The following is a 16,273-nucleotide window of genomic DNA, read 5'->3' as shown; positions in this document are numbered from 1 at the left end:
GAAACTTTTTTCTTATATATCAAGACCAAAAAGACAAAATTTTTCCAAAAGTAGTTTAAAACCTTTTTTCTGTCCTAAATTATGATAAAATAGGTATGTTTGAACTAGAGCATTTGCTCAGAAATATAGAATAGGAGAATATGATGCAAGCAGTAGAACATTATATTGAAAAATTTATTCCTGAAAATTATGATTTGTTTTTAGACTTGAGTCGTGAGACTAAGACTTTTTCAGGAAAAGTAACCATCACTGGTCAAGCTAAAAGTGACCGCATTTCCCTTCACCAAAAAGATTTGGAGATTGCTTCTGTAGAAGTAGCTGGTCAGGCGCGTCCATTTACAGTTGATAATGAAAACGAAGCTCTTCATATCGAACTTGCGCAAGCGGGTCAGGTTAAATTGGTTCTTTCGTTTTCAGGTAAAATCACAGACAACATGACAGGAATTTACCCATCTTACTACACAGTTGATGGGGTTAAGAAGGAAGTCTTGTCAACTCAGTTTGAGAGCCACTTTGCCCGCGAAGCCTTTCCATGTGTGGATGAGCCAGAAGCTAAAGCAACTTTTGACCTATCTCTTCGTTTTGACCAATCAGAAGGCGAATTGGCCTTGTCAAACATGCCTGAGATTGACGTTGAAAACCGCAAGGAAACTGGTATCTGGAAATTTGAGACAACTCCACGTATGTCTTCTTACTTGCTCGCTTTTGTGGCTGGTGATTTGCAAGGAGTTACTGCTACAACTAAAAATGGTACTTTGGTAGGTGTATACTCAACCAAGGCACATCCACTTTCAAACCTTGATTTCTCCCTAGACATCGCTGTTCGCTCTATTGAGTTTTACGAAGACTACTATGGTGTTAAATATCCAATTCCTCAATCTCTTCATATCGCTCTTCCTGACTTCTCAGCAGGCGCCATGGAAAACTGGGGTCTTGTAACTTATCGTGAAGTTTACTTGGTAGTGGATGAGAACTCTACTTTTGCTAGTCGTCAACAAGTTGCCCTTGTCATTGCCCATGAACTTGCTCACCAATGGTTCGGTAATCTCGTAACTATGAAGTGGTGGGATGACCTTTGGCTCAATGAAAGTTTCGCTAACATGATGGAATATGTCTGTGTAGATGCCATCGAGCCAAGTTGGAATATCTTTGAGGACTTCCAAACAAGTGGTGTTCCTTCAGCTCTAAAACGTGATGCGACTGATGGTGTTCAGTCAGTTCACGTAGAAGTAAGCCATCCAGACGAAATCAATACTCTTTTTGACCCTGCAATCGTTTATGCTAAGGGTAGCCGACTCATGCACATGCTTCGTCGTTGGCTAGGAGATGCTGATTTTGCTAAAGGTTTAGGTGCCTACTTTGAAAAACACCAATATGGAAATACTATTGGTCGTGACTTATGGAACGCTCTTGGCCAAGCATCAGGTCGTGACGTAGCAGCCTTTATGGATTCTTGGTTGGAGCAACCTGGTTATCCAGTATTGACTGTCAAGGTTGAAAATGATGTCTTGAAGATTTCACAAAAACAATTCTTCATCGGTGAGCACGAAGATAAGAACCGTCTATGGGTAGTACCACTTAACAGTAACTGGAAAGGTTTACCTGATACTCTTGAAACTGAAAGTATCGAGATTCCTGGCTATGCTGCTTTGCTTGCTGAAAACAAAACGGCCCTTCGACTAAACACAGAAAATACAGCCCACTACATTACAGATTATCAAGGTGAATTGCTAGATGCTATCCTTTCAGAATTAGTAGAACTTGATAATACAAGTAAACTTCAAATCGTACAAGAACGTCGTTTGTTGGCTGAAGCTGGTCACATTTCATTTGCGGACTTGCTTCCGGTTGTAGATCAATTGGCACAAGAAGAATCTTACCTAGTTGTTGCAGCAGTTTCTCAAGTTATTTCAGCTCTTGAACGCTTTATCGATGAAGGATCTGAGACTGAGAAAGCCTTTAAAGCACTTGTTGCGAAACTTGCTCGTTACAACTATAATCGCCTTGGATTTGAAGCAAAAGATGGAGAAGCAGATGAGGACGAATTGGTTCGTCAATTGACAATCTCAATGATGATTCGTTCAAATGATGAGGAAGCGAGCCAAGTCGCAAGTCAAATCTTTGCAGCTCATAAGGACAATCTTGCAGGTCTTCCAGCAGCTATTCGTTCACAAGTTCTCATCAATGAAATGAAACAACATGAGACTAAAGACTTGGTAGCTCTTTACCTCGACTTATATACTCATGCTACAGATGCAGTCTTTAAACGTCAGTTAGCTGCAGCCCTATCATACAGCACAGACGCTGAAAATATCCAAACGCTTCTTGCAACTTGGAAGGATAAATTTATCGTCAAACCACAAGACCTGGCATTGTGGTACCTCCACTTCCTTGGACACAAGGCTACTCAAGAAACTGCTTGGACATGGGCGCGTGAAAACTGGGATTGGGTTAAGGGAGCTCTTGGTGGAGATATGAGCTTTGATCGATTCGTCATCTACCCTTCAAACGTCTTTAAGACGGAAGAACGCTTGGCAGAATACAAAGCTTTCTTTGAGCCTCAAGTATCTGACCTAGCTCTTAGCCGTAATATCCGTATGGGTATCAAGGATATCGCAGCTCGCGTCGAATTGATTAAGCGTGAAAAATCAGCCGTTGAAGCAGCAGTTGCACAATATAGCAAGGCTTAACACATTCAAGTCTAAATAGATGATAAACTCAACTTTTTCCTAGAAAAACAAGGAAAGTTGAGTTTTTTTTAAGATATTTTTGTTATAATAAGCTTAATAAGGAGGAATTTTTGATGATCAAAATTCTATTAGTGGAAGATGACCTAGGCCTGTCAAATTCAGTCTTTGATTTTTTGGATGATTTTGCTGATGTTATGCAGGTTTTTGATGGAGAAGAAGGTCTTTATGAGGCTGAAAGTGGCGTATATGATTTGATTCTATTGGACTTGATGTTGCCTGAAAAAAATGGATTCCAAGTTTTAAAAGAATTGCGTGAAAAAGGTATTTCGACTCCTGTTCTGATCATGACAGCAAAGGAAAGTATCGATGACAAAGGACATGGATTTGAACTTGGAGCAGATGATTATCTGACAAAACCTTTCTATTTGGAAGAGCTCAAGATGCGTATCCAAGCCCTTCTCAAACGTTCTGGGAAATTCAACGAAAATACTCTTTCTTATGGAGATTTGACGGTTAACCTCTCTACAAATGAGGTTAAGGTTCACGATACTTCTGTTGAGTTGCTCGGTAAAGAATTTGAACTCTTGGTCTATTTCCTCCAAAACCAAAATGTTATCCTACCTAAGACACAGATTTTTGACCGTCTATGGGGATTTGATAGTGATACGACTATTTCAGTAGTAGAAGTTTATGTATCAAAAGTTCGTAAGAAATTAAAGGGGACAGCCTTTGCTGAAAATCTCCAAACCTTGCGTAGTGTTGGGTATATTTTAAAACATGTTTAATAAGTTAAAAAAGAATTGGTACGCAGAAGATTTCAGCTACTTTATCCGTAATTTTGGAGTTTTTACGCTGATTTTCTCTGCCATGACCTTGATTATCCTGCAGGTTATGCACTCCAGTCTTTACACGTCTGTAGATGAGAAACTTCTAGCACTGAGCAATAATCCTCAGGATATTATTCAATTGGCAGTCAATCGTGCAACAGATGATGTAAAGGATATAAACGGTGGAAATGTCACCACAAATTCGGATAAAAGAGTTACAATCAGCTCCAATACAGCAGTTATTTTGCTGGATTCTAACCTCAATCAGTTAGTAACTGGCAATCGCTTCTTAGGTTTGGATAGAATAACCTTCAATAAAAAGGATTTAAACCATATTCGCCAACTTCATATTGTGAATAGCTATGGTCAGGATGAGGTTTACCGTGTTGTCCTGACGGAAATGAATATTGATTCGGTTTCGACTAATATCAAGTATGCTGCAATCTTGATAAACACTAGCCAACTAGAGCAGATTAGTCAAAATCACGAGCAGTTAATTGTGGTGGTCATGGCAAGCTTCTGGATTCTATCTATCTTAGCCAGTCTCTATCTTGCTCGTGTCAGTGTTAAACCCTTACTTGAAAGTATGCAAAAACAGCAGAGTTTTGTGGAGAATGCCAGTCATGAACTACGGACTCCTTTAGCTGTTCTCCAAAATCGTTTGGAAACACTTTTTAGAAAACCAGAAGCGACTATTATGGAGTCCAGTGAGAGCATTGCTTCGAGTTTGGAAGAAGTCCGAAATATGAAGTTTTTGACGACTAACCTTCTCAATCTCGCACGTAGAGATGATGGGATTAAGCCAGAGCTTGGTGAAGTAGAACCTGATTTCTTTAATACGACCTTTACCAACTATGAAATGATTGCATCCGAGAATAATCGTGCCTTTCGTTTTGAAAACCGTGTTCATCGCACTATCATCACTGATAAACTCCTTCTTAAACAACTGATGACCATTCTGTTTGACAATGCTGTCAAGTATACGGAAGAAGAAGGAGATATTTATTTTGAAATTTCAACGACAGAACGCAGTCTATATTTAACGGTAGCGGATAATGGAATTGGTATTTCTGCAGCAGATAAAAAGAAAATCTTTGATCGTTTTTATCGCGTTAATAAGGCACGTACGCGTCAAAAGGGTGGTTTCGGTTTAGGTTTGTCTTTAGCCAAGCAGATCGTCGATGCCCTTAAGGGAAGCATCAGTGTGAAAGATAACAAACCTAATGGAACAGTTTTTGAAGTCAAAATAGCTATCTCAACACCATCAAAACGAAAGAATAAATAAAAAAACCTTCGATTCATCGAAGGTTTTTATTTGAATTTTTTCTTAATAAAAGTACGCTGGAATTGCAAAGCTACAAGACTGAGACCGATAGCCAAAGCAAATGATAAAACAGTATTCACTTTTAGTGATAAGAACAAAAAGCTAAAGATAGCTAAAAAGACGCAGAAGCAAGCGATGTTTACAAAAAATAGGACTTCCTTTACACTAGCGACAGAAGCATTTTCTGGAACATAATCTTGAAACTGAGCAGTTTTTATACTTTCTTGTTCTAACTCATACGGGTGTAATTTTCTAGCGGGCATATTTCTCTCCTTAACAATACATTACTATTTTATCACTTTTTAAAGAGAGAATTATTACAGAATGGTTACAAATTGCATAAATTCTGTTTTCAAGGACAAAGTCGGTTTTCTTGACATGCCTTAGGGAAAATGATAGGATGAGTGAATCGTTTAAACTTTATTATTTTTCTCTTATTTCAAACGAGGGGAAGTTTGATGGTTAAAACGAATAAAAATCATACACAGATGCAAATAAATTCAATTTTGAAGTAAGGACAGGATTCTTTTAAATTGATTCTAGTTGTTCATGACAAGATAGTTTTCTATCTATAGTGCTATGTGTAGAGGGGAGTTGTATTTTCCCGACAACAGAATACTTAAAGGAGATTGGCATGTATCTTGCTATCAAAGAAATTTTACAGAATAAACTGCGATACAGTTTAATTCTAACTACCATTTTTCTCATTGCTTTTATGGTCTTTTTTATGACCAGTTTGGCTTTAGGACTCGTTCGAAATAATAGGGCTGCTATCGATAATTGGCAAGCAACAGGAGTTGTGCTATCCGATTATGCAAATGACAATTTGACTGCATCCTTTATACCTGAAAAAGACTACAAGGATAAGGTTTCTGAGGATGCTGTTCCCCTAAGCTATATGTTTGCTGTAACAAACCTTATCGATAGTAGTGACAAGATTAATATCTCTATTTTCGGTCAAGAGTGGGACAGTTTTATCTCTCCGTCCTTGATTGAAGGGCATTATCCAGAAAATGACCAAGAAGTTGTAGTGGATCAGTCTTTTGAAAATTATGGCATCAAACTTGGGGACGCAATTCAACTCAACGGAAGTGAGACAAGTTTTAAGATTGTCGGCTTGACCAAAGAAAATAAATTTTTCACAGAACCTGTTGTCTTTACAAGCCTAACAACGTATTGGAATTTACAAGGAACGACAAAAGCCAATCGTTCTATCTCTGCATTGGTATTGCAAAATGATGTAGAAGTGACTGGTGATGGCTTGAAGCAGATTTCTATTCAAAAAATGATTTCAAAAATTCCTGGTTATACACCTCAGGTCAATGTATTCTCAGGAATGATTCTAGCAATGATAGTCATAACGGGTCTGATTGTAGGGATTTTTATTTATATCATTACCATTCAAAAATTAGGCCTCTATGGTATTATGCGAGCGCAAGGGATTCAGATAAAATCCATCGTATGGTCCCTTTTCTGCCAAATCTTTCTCTTATCTGGTTTGGGTATTGGATTCGCTTTATTAGCCATTGGGGCTGTCATTTTAGTCTTACCTGCAACCTTCTTTTTCTACCCTAGTTGGTTGGCATACTTTGTGTTAAGCCTGGTCATCTGCTTGATGGCTCTTCTAGGAGGCGTCATTTCGCTTCCTCGTCTGCTAAAAGTAGATCCAATTACGGCCATTGCAGAATGATAAGGAGAATGACATGACTAGATTAATTGAGATGATTCAAGTGACAAAAACATATGGCGAAGGCAATATGAAAGTGACAGCTCTTCATGAGACCAATTTTCAGCTGAATGCTGGTGAGTTTGTAGCGATTGTGGGGCCTTCTGGGTCGGGCAAAACAACCTTTTTAACGACTCTAGGCCAACTACAGGAAGCTTCAAGTGGCAAGATTCTGGTAAAGGGAAAAGAGACTGGAAACCTAACCGAAAAAGAAAAAACGGATTTGCGCTTTAGTGAATTTGGCTTTATCCTCCAGGCTTCAAATCTGATTCCCTTTTTAACAGTTAAGGAGCAATTAGATTTAATTGATCGTTTGGATAAAAAGAAATCTATAAAAAGTAACCGACAAGAGTTGTTCAGTTTGTTGGACTTGGAAAAGGTTCAAAACCACTATCCCAAAGCTCTCTCAGGTGGAGAACGCCAACGAGCCGCAATTGCTAGAGCCCTATACAATAATCCGAGTATTGTACTTGCAGATGAGCCAACAGCCAGCTTGGATACACAACGTGCTTATCAGGTTACAGATATGCTGGCTTCAATTGCCCATGAGCAAGGCAGGGGAGTTGTCATGATTACGCATGATACTCGCTTGCTGGATAAGGTTGACCGTGTTTATGTTATGGATGATGGACGACTTGTTGAAAAGACACAAGTATAATACGAAAAAGTGAACTGCCATTGATGCAGTTCACTTTTTTGAAATTTCGCATCATAAGACTCACTTTTCTATATAGCTGATTTTTTGGAAATGTGGTATAATTTTCTCTATGGAAAAGATTATCATTACAGCAACTGCTGAAAGTATTGAACAAGTAAAACAGCTACTCGAGGCTGGTGTCGATCGCATTTATGTCGGTGAAAAAGATTTTGGACTTCGTTTGCCGACAACATTTAGTCATGAAGAATTGCGTGAAATCGCAAATATCGTTCATGATGCAGGAAAGGAATTAATCGTTGCGGTCAATGCCCTCATGCACCAAGACATGATGGACCGTATCAAGCCATTCTTGGACTTTCTAGAGGAAATCAAGACGGACTATATTACTGTTGGAGATGCAGGGGTATTTTATGTGGTCAACCGTGATGGCTATTCTTTTAAAACCATCTATGACGCATCAACCATGGTAACAAGCAGTCGTCAGATTAACTTCTGGGGACAAAAAGCAGGGGCATCAGAAGCTGTCTTAGCGCGTGAAATCCCATCTGCGGAACTTTTCAAAATGCCTGAAATTTTGGAAATTCCTGCTGAAGTCTTAGTCTATGGTGCTAGTGTTATCCACCATTCTAAGCGTCCACTCTTGCAAAACTACTATAACTTCACACAGATTGATGATGAAAAGACTCGTCAGCGTGATTTGTTCTTAGCTGAGCCAAGTGACCCAGAGAGTCATTACTCTATTTTTGAGGACAATCATGGAACTCATATCTTTGCGAATAATGACCTTGATTTGATGACTAAGTTGAATGAGTTGGTAGAACATGGCTTTACCCATTGGAAGCTTGAAGGTCTTTATACACCTGGTCAAAACTTTGTAGAAATTGCTAAGCTCTTCATCCAAGCGCGTAACTTGATTCAAGAAGGGAATTTCACACATGACCAAGCCTTTTTGCTAGATGAAGAAGTTCGCAAGCTCCATCCTAAAAATCGTTTCCTTGATACTGGATTTTACGACTACGACCCTGATATGGTTAAATAAGCATCAAAAACCCGAAATAAAATGTTCGGGTTTTTCTGATATTTGGATGAATTTGAAGCGTATTCATGATATAATAGAAGTAGCTCTATTTGGAGGTATATAAGTGGAAAATCTGAAAAAAATGGCAGGGATTAAGGCTGCTGAGTTCGTCAAAGATGGTATGGTTGTCGGACTTGGGACTGGCTCCACTGCCTACTATTTCGTCGAAGAAATAGGTCGTCGTATCAAGGAAGAAGGCTTACAGATTACAGCTGTAACGACTTCTAGTGTAACCAGCAAACAGGCAGAAGGCCTCCAGATTCCTCTTAAGTCGATTGACCAAGTGGACTTTGTAGACTTAACTGTGGATGGTGCGGATGAAGTAGATAGTCAGTTTAATGGCATCAAAGGTGGTGGTGGTGCCCTTCTCATGGAGAAGATCGTCGCAACCCCATCAAAAGAATACATCTGGGTCGTGGATGAGAGCAAACTGGTCGAGAAACTGGGTGCTTTTAAATTGCCAGTAGAGGTTGTTCAGTACGGTGCCGAACAAGTCTTTCGTCGATTTGAACGAGCTGGCTATAAACCGAGCTTCCGTGAAAAGGATGGCCAACGTTTTGTGACGGATATGCAGAACTTTATCATTGATTTAGACTTGAAAGTGATTGAAGATCCAATTGCTCTTGGGCAAGAATTGGACCACGTCGTTGGTGTCGTTGAGCACGGCTTGTTCAACCAGATGGTTGATAAGGTCATCGTGGCTGGACAAAATGGCCTTCAGATTTTAACTTCAACAAAAGCAAAATAATTAAAACAATAAGGAGACACACTATGCCAAAATTTAATCGTATTCATTTGGTAGTATTAGATTCTGTAGGAATCGGTGCAGCACCAGATGCTAATAACTTTGTCAATGCGGGTGTGCCAGACGGAGCTGCAGACACACTTGGGCACATTTCAAAAGCTGTAGGTTTAGATGTACCAAACATGGCAAAACTTGGTCTTGGAAATATTCCTCGCGAAACACCATTGAAGACCGTTCCAGCTGAAAGCAACCCTACTGGTTATGCGACTAAGCTAGAAGAAGTATCACTTGGGAAAGATACCATGACTGGTCACTGGGAAATCATGGGGCTTAATATCACTGAACCTTTTGATACTTTCTGGAATGGATTCCCAGAAGAAATTATTACAAAGATTGAAGAGTTCTCAGGTCGTAAGGTCATTCGTGAAGCTAACAAACCTTATTCTGGTACAGCTGTTATTGACGATTTCGGACCACGACAAATGGAAACTGGAGAGTTGATTATCTATACTTCAGCTGACCCAGTTCTTCAAATTGCAGCTCACGAAGACATCATTCCTTTGGATGAATTGTACCGTATTTGCGAATACGCTCGTTCCATTACGTTGGAACGTCCGGCTCTTCTAGGACGTATCATTGCTCGCCCATACGTTGGGGAGCCAGGAAACTTCACACGTACTGCCAATCGTCGTGACTTGGCTGTATCACCATTTGCGCCAACTGTTTTGGACAAATTGAATGAAGCCGGTATTGATACTTATGCGGTTGGTAAGATTAATGATATCTTTAACGGTGCTGGTATCAACAATGACATGGGCCATAATAAATCTAACAGCCATGGTATTGATAATTTGATAAAAGCTATGAAATCTGAAGACTTTAAAGAAGGTTTCTCATTCACAAACTTGGTAGACTTCGATGCCCTTTATGGTCACCGACGCGATCCTCATGGTTACCGTGATTGCTTGCATGAGTTTGATAAACGATTGCCAGAAATTATGGCAGCAATGAGAGAAGATGATCTACTTTTGATAACTGCTGACCATGGGAACGATCCAACCTATGCTGGTACTGACCATACTCGTGAATATATCCCACTCTTGGCATACAGCCCATCCTTTAAAGGAAGTGGTCTAATTCCAGTCGGAAACTTCGCTGATATCTCAGCAACTATTGCTGATAACTTTGGCGTTGAAACTGCCATGATTGGTAAGAGCTTCCTAGATCAATTAGTTTAAGATGACTCGCTACGCTCTTCTCGTAAGAGGAATCAATGTTGGTGGAAAGAATAAGGTAGTGATGGCTCAACTACGTCAGGAATTGGCAGAGTTGGGATTAGAAAATGTAGCAACCTACATCAATAGTGGCAATATTTTCTTTAATAGCATTGTGCCTAGAACTAAATTAATAGAGAATTTACAGGCTTTCTTTGAAAGACGCTATCCATTTATTCAGAGTTTTTCCTTGCTGAGTCTTGAAGACTATGAAAAGGAGCTTAGAAATCTTCCTGATTGGTGGAATCATGCGATGGCTCGAAAGGATGTGCTCTTTTACACTGAGAGCTTGGATGTGGATCAAGTCATCAAGCAAGTGAACAGTTTGGAACTGGTCGATGAAGTGCTTCATTTTGGGAAATTAGGGATCTTCTGGGGTAAATTGTCAGAAGCTAGCTACTCTAAAACAGCCTATCACAAGCACTTGCTTAAGATGCCTTTCTATCACAATATTACCATTCGTAACGCTAATACCTTTGACAAAATTGGTCAATTTTTAAAACATAAAAAAGGAGATAGACAATGACATTATTAGCAAAAATCAATGAAACAGCAGCATTTTTGAAGGGCAAAGAAATCGAAGCTCCTGAGTTCGGTTTGATCCTTGGTTCAGGTCTTGGAGAATTGGCTGAAGAAATCGAAAATGCAGTCGTAGTAGACTACTCTGACATTCCAAACTGGGGTCAATCCACAGTAGTCGGACATGCTGGTAAATTGGTTTATGGTGATCTTGCTGGACGTAAAGTCTTGGCTCTTCAAGGTCGTTTCCACTTCTACGAAGGAAATCCTCTTGAAGTTGTGACTTTCCCAGTTCGTGTCATGAAAGTTTTGGGATGTGAAGGAGTGCTTGTAACCAACGCTGCTGGAGGTATCGGCTTCGGTCCTGGTACCTTGATGGCTATTACTGACCACATCAATATGACAGGTCAAAACCCATTGATCGGTGAAAACTTGGATGACTTTGGTCCACGTTTCCCTGATATGTCGAAAGCTTACACTCCAGAATACCGTGAGACTGCTCATCAAGTAGCAGACAAATTCGGCATTAAACTGGATGATGGGGTTTATATCGGTGTGACTGGTCCAACTTATGAAACTCCAGCTGAAATCCGTGCTTATAAAACACTTGGTGCAGATGCTGTTGGGATGTCTACAGTTCCTGAGGTTATCGTTGCAGCACACTCTGGCTTGAAGGTTCTTGGTATTTCATGTATTACCAACTTTGCGGCTGGTTTCCAAGAAGAGCTTAACCATGAAGAAGTAGTAGAAGTGACAGAGCGTGTCAAAGGCGACTTCAAAGGATTGCTAAAAGCGATCCTTGCTGAACTCTAATCCAATGAAGGCACGACTCCAAAGTCTGCCCTACGGGCTGAGGTTGCTTCTAGCCACCTTATCATTAGGAATAGGGACGGGTTTGGTCGGAATTGCCTGTCGTTATCTACTAGAAGGGGTGCAAGGGCTGGCTTTTGGCCAAAATAAGTCGGATTTGCTCCAGCAATTTCAAGAAGCTGGAGGTCTCCGTAGATTTCTGGTCTTGTGTATGACTGGATGCTTGGCAGCTGGCTTCTGGTATGTCCTGCAAAGGCGTTATAAGATCCTGTCTATTCGCCAGCAAATTGACTTAGCTGGAGACAGGGAACCAGCGCCCTTAGCCCACCTCCTTCATGCAGGGATGCAGGTTGCGATTGTCGGAGCAGGTGCATCGGTCGGAAAAGAAGGAGCCCCACGTGAGGTCGGGGCTCTTCTAGCTGGTCGTTTGGCGAAGGGGTTCTCACTAGCTCTCAAAGAGCGAAAAGTCTTGATCGCCTGTGGGGCTGGAGCTGGTTTGGCTGCGGTCTATCAGGTCCCCTTTGCCAGTAGCTTGTTCGTCTTTGAGACCTTAGGACTCGCCTACAGTTGGCAGAATCTTCTACTGGTTTTGACCAGTACTTATCTGGCCACCTGGGTCGCTCAGCCCATCGTTGGTCAGGAGGCTGTTTATCACCTGTCCGCAGTCTCATGGTCGGCTAGCAGTTTTTTACAGGCTATTGTGATTGTTTTCTTAGTCACTCCCTTGGCTCTGGTCTTTGCTTTCCTCGCCAAGCGAGCTAGTCACAAACGGCGGAAGGATGGATCGATTCTTTGGGCTCTTCCTCTAGCCTTTCTAGTGCTGGGGAGCCTAGTAGCCTTTTTCCCCATCTTTATGGGAAATGGCCAGGTACTAGCGCAAGCCCTCTTGTCTAGCCAGTCAATTCCTTATCTTCCACTGACTCTTGCAGTGAAGGGGGTTCTGGTTTATCTCCTCTTGCGCAATGGTGCTTATGGGGGAACTTTGACACCATCATTTGCCTTAGGGATTGGATCTGGCTATCTAGTGACCTTGCTTTTGACTGTAGTTGGGATTCATCTGGATCCTGCTCTAGGGATGTTACTAGGAGCGACCGTCTTTTTAGGGACGACCTTAAAAGCTCCTCTGACAGCCATTGCCCTGAGCCTTGGATTTACAGGCCAAAATTGGAAATTGACTATCCCGCTTGTACTTGCAGCTAGTCTGTCTTACGTGATTCGAAAGAGATGGGAGGAGAAACAATGAAGGTACATTTTGTACTGCATGAAACATTTGAAGTACCGGGCGCTTATCTAAAATGGGCGCAGGAGCGTGGCCATCAGGTGACCACGACAAAAGTCTATGAGAATGAAACCCTACCTGAGTCAGTGGATGATATTGACTTTTTGATAGTCATGGGAGGACCTCAATCACCAGATGAAGATAGGGAAGCTTTTCCATACTACGATCCTCAGGCAGAGATCCAGTTGATTCAAAAAGCCATCAAGGCAGATCGTTATATTGTTGGGGTCTGTCTTGGTGCGCAGCTCCTATCTGTTGCCTATGGCGCGGAGTATGAACACAGCCCTGAGCGTGAGATCGGTGTGTTTCCAATAACGCTAACTGAAGCTGGTTTAAAAGATGAATATGTCAAAGTTCTTGGACCAGCTCTAATTACTGGTCACTGGCATGGCGATATGCCAGGTTTGTCAGAGGATGCTGTTGTTCTTGCGACCAGTCAAGGGTGCCCACGTCAGATTATTCGCTTCAGTTCTAAACACTATGCCTTCCAAGCCCACTTGGAATTTGATCCAGAAGCAGTTGATCTCTTGATTGCTGCTGACGGTGAAGAAGTTTTAGATGAACAAAGTTCAAAATTGACCTTTGTTCAAAACCCTCAAGCCATTCGTGATTACGATTATCGAGAAATGAATGCCAAACTCTATGCATTTTTGGACTCATTAACAAATTAAATAAAAATGAGAGGATGGGTTAACCGTATTCGATGAACTGAAAACTGGTTACTCTCCTCTAAATCATCAAAAATAAGAAAGAAAGGAATTGAACCCACCCTAAAAGCAGTGGGAAAAAGATAGTTGGTCTAGGGAGCATCGCTCACTGCGCCCAACTCCTATTTTCCCTTCGCTTTTTGACGGGTTTGGTATCTTATATTATGTCTATCCATATTGCTGCTAATCAAGGTGAAATTGCTGATAAAATTCTTCTTCCTGGAGATCCTCTTCGTGCGAAATTTATCGCGGAGAATTTCCTTGAGGATGCTGTTTGTTTCAACGAAGTTCGGAACATGTTTGGTTACACTGGTACCTACAAGGGTCACCGTGTTTCTGTCATGGGAACTGGGATGGGAATGCCCTCAATCTCTATCTATGCGCGTGAGTTGATTGTCGACTACGGCGTGAAGAAATTGATTCGTGTCGGAACTGCTGGTTCTTTAAATGAGGATGTTCACGTCCGTGAATTGGTCTTGGCGCAAGCTGCTGCAACCAACTCAAACATCATCCGCAACGACTGGCCTCAATACGACTTCCCACAAATCGCTAGTTTTGATTTGCTAGATAAAGCCTACCATATTGCCAAAGACCTTGGCATGACGACCCACGTTGGGAATGTCTTGTCATCAGATGTTTTCTATTCAAACTACTTTGAAAAGAACATCGAGCTTGGTAAATGGGGTGTGAAAGCTGTAGAAATGGAAGCAGCAGCCCTCTACTACCTTGCTGCTCAACATCATGTGGATACCCTTGCCATTATGACCATTTCTGATAGCTTGGTCAATCCAGATGAAGATACAACGGCTGAAGAACGTCAAAATACTTTCACAGATATGATGAAGGTTGGTTTGGAAACATTGATTGCTGAATAAGAATCTTGGCTTTGAAGCTAATCTTCTTGCTTGCGATTTTTAATGGCTATGAGCTTGATATCCAATAATCATCAAATAAAGTTGAAAGCCCAGTAGGTAATAGCTAATGGTTTTCAACTTTTTTCGAACTAAAGACTGAAGGAGAAGTAAGATGGATAAAATTGAACAATTACAGGAACTGATAGACCACAGTCAAAGCATTGTTTTTTTCGGTGGAGCTGGGGTTTCTACTGAATCTAATATCCCTGATTTTCGTAGTTCAGATGGCTTATATAGTCTTAAGTTAGGTAGGCATTTTTCTGCGGAACAATTAGTTTCTCATACTATGTTTGTACGTTATCCAGAGGAATTTTTCGATTTTTACAAAAAACATCTCGTATATCCAGAAGCTAAGCCAAATTTAGCCCATTATTATCTGGCTTCATTAGAAAAGGCCGGTAAGCTGAAGTCTGTTGTAACTCAAAATATCGATAGTCTTCACGAGATGGCAGGTTCGCAGAAGGTTTTGAAACTACATGGTTCTGTGGACCGTAATTACTGTCTTGGTTGTCATCGATTTTATAATTTAGATAGTTTTTTGGCTCTCGAAGGTCCTGTTCCTTACTGCCTAGATTGTGGCCAGGTTGTTAAACCCGATGTGACCCTTTATGAGGAGCCTCTTGATATGGATGTTTTTAGTCAAGCGGCTCAAGTTATCCAGAAAGCTGATTTATTGATTATTGGTGGGACTTCTTTGGTTGTTTATCCTGCAGCTAGTTTGATTAATTACTTCTCAGGTTCAAAACTTGTTGTTATAAACAAGTCAAGTACTCCTCAAGACAGTAAAGCTGATTTAGTAATTGAGGGAAAAATTGGAGAAGTCTTTTCTAAATTGAGACAATAAAATATACAAAAATATATATAAAATGAGGGCTCAATTTTTGAGTCCTCATTTTTGATTTAAGAATTGATCTAGTTCTCTTTGATTGTTAATAATCGTAATTTTTCGAGTATAATCGAGACAAATTCTTTTGTACTGATTTTTGTGTACAGAGCTACGACCATCCCAGAGAATCCAGCGGATAAACTCCCAGTTGAATTGTTCAGGGCAGCCAGCTGCCATGCTTTCTCTAACTTTGCCTCTATATTTGAGATAGCGTCTAAAGGCTCTAAAAAGACAAGACCAGGACGAAAAATTAAGAAAGATGATTTGGTCAGCCTCTTCCATCCTTTCTTCATAGCAACACCAAGTATAGTTGCCATCAATAACCCAGTTCTCGTTTTTCGCTAAAAAAGTCTGCATTTCTTTTAGCATCCAATCTCGATTACTTTCTTGCCATCCTGGTTGAAATTGGAGAGTATCTATATGGAGTTTAGGAATGGAGTAGTAAGTGGCAAGTTTATCTGCTAGAGTTGATTTTCCTGACCCAGAGTATCCAATTATAGAAATTTTCATGTTATTCCCTCTAAAATTTGGTACAAAAAAAGCTCCGTAGAGCTCATTTTGTTTTTAGTCTTGATTAACCAAGTTTAGCAGCAAGACGTGCTTTATCACGGCTAGCTTTGTTTTTGTGGATCAAACCTTTAGTTTCTGCTTTATCGATAGCTGAGCTTGCAGCACGGTAAAGTTCTTCAGATGGGTTTGCTTCAAAAGCTTTGATAGCAGTACGCATAGCTGATTTTTGAGCTGAGTTTTTTTCGTTTTGTTTAACGTTCAATTCAGCGCGTTTGATAGCTGATTTAATGTTTGCCAATGTTCTTACCTCCATATTTACTAACTAT

General features: G+C 40.6%; 17 protein-coding genes. 14 read left to right on the top strand and 3 right to left on the bottom strand.

Translation table 11 applies throughout. From position 1 onward, the window contains the following. The first annotated feature begins 143 nt into the window (after positions 1–143). The 3 genes from GOM46_RS05410 (at position 144) to GOM46_RS05400 (ending at position 4,802) form a co-directional block, all read left to right on the top strand. A complete protein-coding gene (locus GOM46_RS05410; RefSeq protein WP_235083314.1) occupies positions 144–2,690 on the top strand; it encodes a M1 family metallopeptidase in 2,547 nt (848 codons plus the stop codon). A 113-nt stretch (positions 2,691–2,803) separates the two neighbouring features. Beyond that, the gene (locus GOM46_RS05405) at positions 2,804–3,475 is read left to right on the top strand and encodes a response regulator transcription factor (RefSeq protein ID WP_006151225.1); all 672 of its coding nucleotides are present in this window, start codon (positions 2,804–2,806) and stop codon (positions 3,473–3,475) included. Continuing rightward, a complete protein-coding gene (locus GOM46_RS05400; protein ID WP_006151280.1) occupies positions 3,468–4,802 on the top strand; it encodes a sensor histidine kinase in 1,335 nt (444 codons plus the stop codon). The genes GOM46_RS05405 and GOM46_RS05400 overlap by 8 nt, the downstream gene beginning before the upstream one ends. Before the next feature lie 26 nt (positions 4,803–4,828). Here the strand turns inward: GOM46_RS05400 and GOM46_RS05395 are convergent, their stop codons facing one another. Beyond that, a complete protein-coding gene (locus GOM46_RS05395) occupies positions 4,829–5,104 on the bottom strand; it encodes a DUF3270 family protein (RefSeq protein ID WP_006151224.1) in 276 nt (91 codons plus the stop codon). 371 nt (positions 5,105–5,475) lie between these two features. Between GOM46_RS05395 and GOM46_RS05390 the strand changes: the two genes are divergently transcribed. From GOM46_RS05390 to GOM46_RS05340, 11 genes are all read left to right on the top strand, one after another. After that, the gene (locus tag GOM46_RS05390) at positions 5,476–6,531 is read left to right on the top strand and encodes an ABC transporter permease (RefSeq protein ID WP_006151269.1); all 1,056 of its coding nucleotides are present in this window, start codon (positions 5,476–5,478) and stop codon (positions 6,529–6,531) included. 13 nt (positions 6,532–6,544) lie between these two features. After that, a complete protein-coding gene (locus GOM46_RS05385) occupies positions 6,545–7,225 on the top strand; it encodes an ABC transporter ATP-binding protein (RefSeq protein WP_006151245.1) in 681 nt (226 codons plus the stop codon). A 109-nt stretch (positions 7,226–7,334) separates the two neighbouring features. Continuing rightward, the gene (locus GOM46_RS05380; RefSeq protein WP_006151241.1) at positions 7,335–8,264 is read left to right on the top strand and encodes a peptidase U32 family protein; all 930 of its coding nucleotides are present in this window, start codon (positions 7,335–7,337) and stop codon (positions 8,262–8,264) included. A gap of 103 nt (positions 8,265–8,367) precedes the next feature. Then, positions 8,368–9,051, top strand: a complete 684-nt coding sequence (rpiA, locus tag GOM46_RS05375; protein ID WP_006151272.1) for a ribose-5-phosphate isomerase RpiA — start codon at positions 8,368–8,370, stop codon at positions 9,049–9,051. A gap of 23 nt (positions 9,052–9,074) precedes the next feature. Continuing rightward, positions 9,075–10,286 carry a phosphopentomutase gene (locus GOM46_RS05370; protein WP_006151255.1) on the top strand — a complete coding sequence of 404 codons (1,212 nt, stop codon included), beginning with the start codon at positions 9,075–9,077 and terminating at the stop codon, positions 10,284–10,286. A 1-nt stretch (position 10,287) separates the two neighbouring features. Further along, positions 10,288–10,848, top strand: a complete 561-nt coding sequence (locus GOM46_RS05365) for a DUF1697 domain-containing protein (protein ID WP_006151228.1) — start codon at positions 10,288–10,290, stop codon at positions 10,846–10,848. Then, positions 10,845–11,654 (top strand): purine-nucleoside phosphorylase, encoded by an 810-nt coding sequence (locus tag GOM46_RS05360; protein WP_006151192.1) that lies wholly within the window; start codon positions 10,845–10,847, stop codon positions 11,652–11,654. Before GOM46_RS05365 ends, GOM46_RS05360 begins: the two co-directional genes overlap by 4 nt. Positions 11,655–11,658: 4 nt before the next feature. Beyond that, entirely contained in the window at positions 11,659–12,894 is a 1,236-nt protein-coding gene (locus GOM46_RS05355; protein ID WP_029689627.1) for a chloride channel protein, read from the top strand. Continuing rightward, positions 12,891–13,601, top strand: a complete 711-nt coding sequence (locus tag GOM46_RS05350) for a type 1 glutamine amidotransferase (protein ID WP_006151216.1) — start codon at positions 12,891–12,893, stop codon at positions 13,599–13,601. The genes GOM46_RS05355 and GOM46_RS05350 overlap by 4 nt, the downstream gene beginning before the upstream one ends. Before the next feature lie 200 nt (positions 13,602–13,801). After that, the gene (deoD, locus tag GOM46_RS05345) at positions 13,802–14,512 is read left to right on the top strand and encodes a purine-nucleoside phosphorylase (protein ID WP_006151217.1); all 711 of its coding nucleotides are present in this window, start codon (positions 13,802–13,804) and stop codon (positions 14,510–14,512) included. Positions 14,513–14,663: 151 nt separating this feature from the next. Next, positions 14,664–15,395 carry an NAD-dependent protein deacylase gene (locus GOM46_RS05340; RefSeq protein WP_235083313.1) on the top strand — a complete coding sequence of 244 codons (732 nt, stop codon included), beginning with the start codon at positions 14,664–14,666 and terminating at the stop codon, positions 15,393–15,395. A 45-nt stretch (positions 15,396–15,440) separates the two neighbouring features. On the opposite strand, the gene GOM46_RS05335 is transcribed toward GOM46_RS05340, so the two are convergent. Together GOM46_RS05335 and rpsT are read right to left on the bottom strand one after the other, a co-directional pair. Beyond that, positions 15,441–15,947 (bottom strand): DNA topology modulation protein, encoded by a 507-nt coding sequence (locus GOM46_RS05335; RefSeq protein WP_006151234.1) that lies wholly within the window; start codon positions 15,945–15,947, stop codon positions 15,441–15,443. Positions 15,948–16,011: 64 nt separating this feature from the next. After that, positions 16,012–16,260, bottom strand: coding sequence for a 30S ribosomal protein S20 (gene rpsT, locus GOM46_RS05330; protein ID WP_029689628.1), 249 nt, complete (start codon positions 16,258–16,260; stop codon positions 16,012–16,014). Between the last annotated feature and the right edge of the window lie 13 nt (positions 16,261–16,273).

Origin of the sequence: Streptococcus infantis (assembly GCF_021497965.1) — a bacterium.
Classification (GTDB): domain Bacteria; phylum Bacillota; class Bacilli; order Lactobacillales; family Streptococcaceae; genus Streptococcus; species Streptococcus infantis_B.
This window is presented reverse-complemented; position numbering and strand designations above follow the sequence as displayed.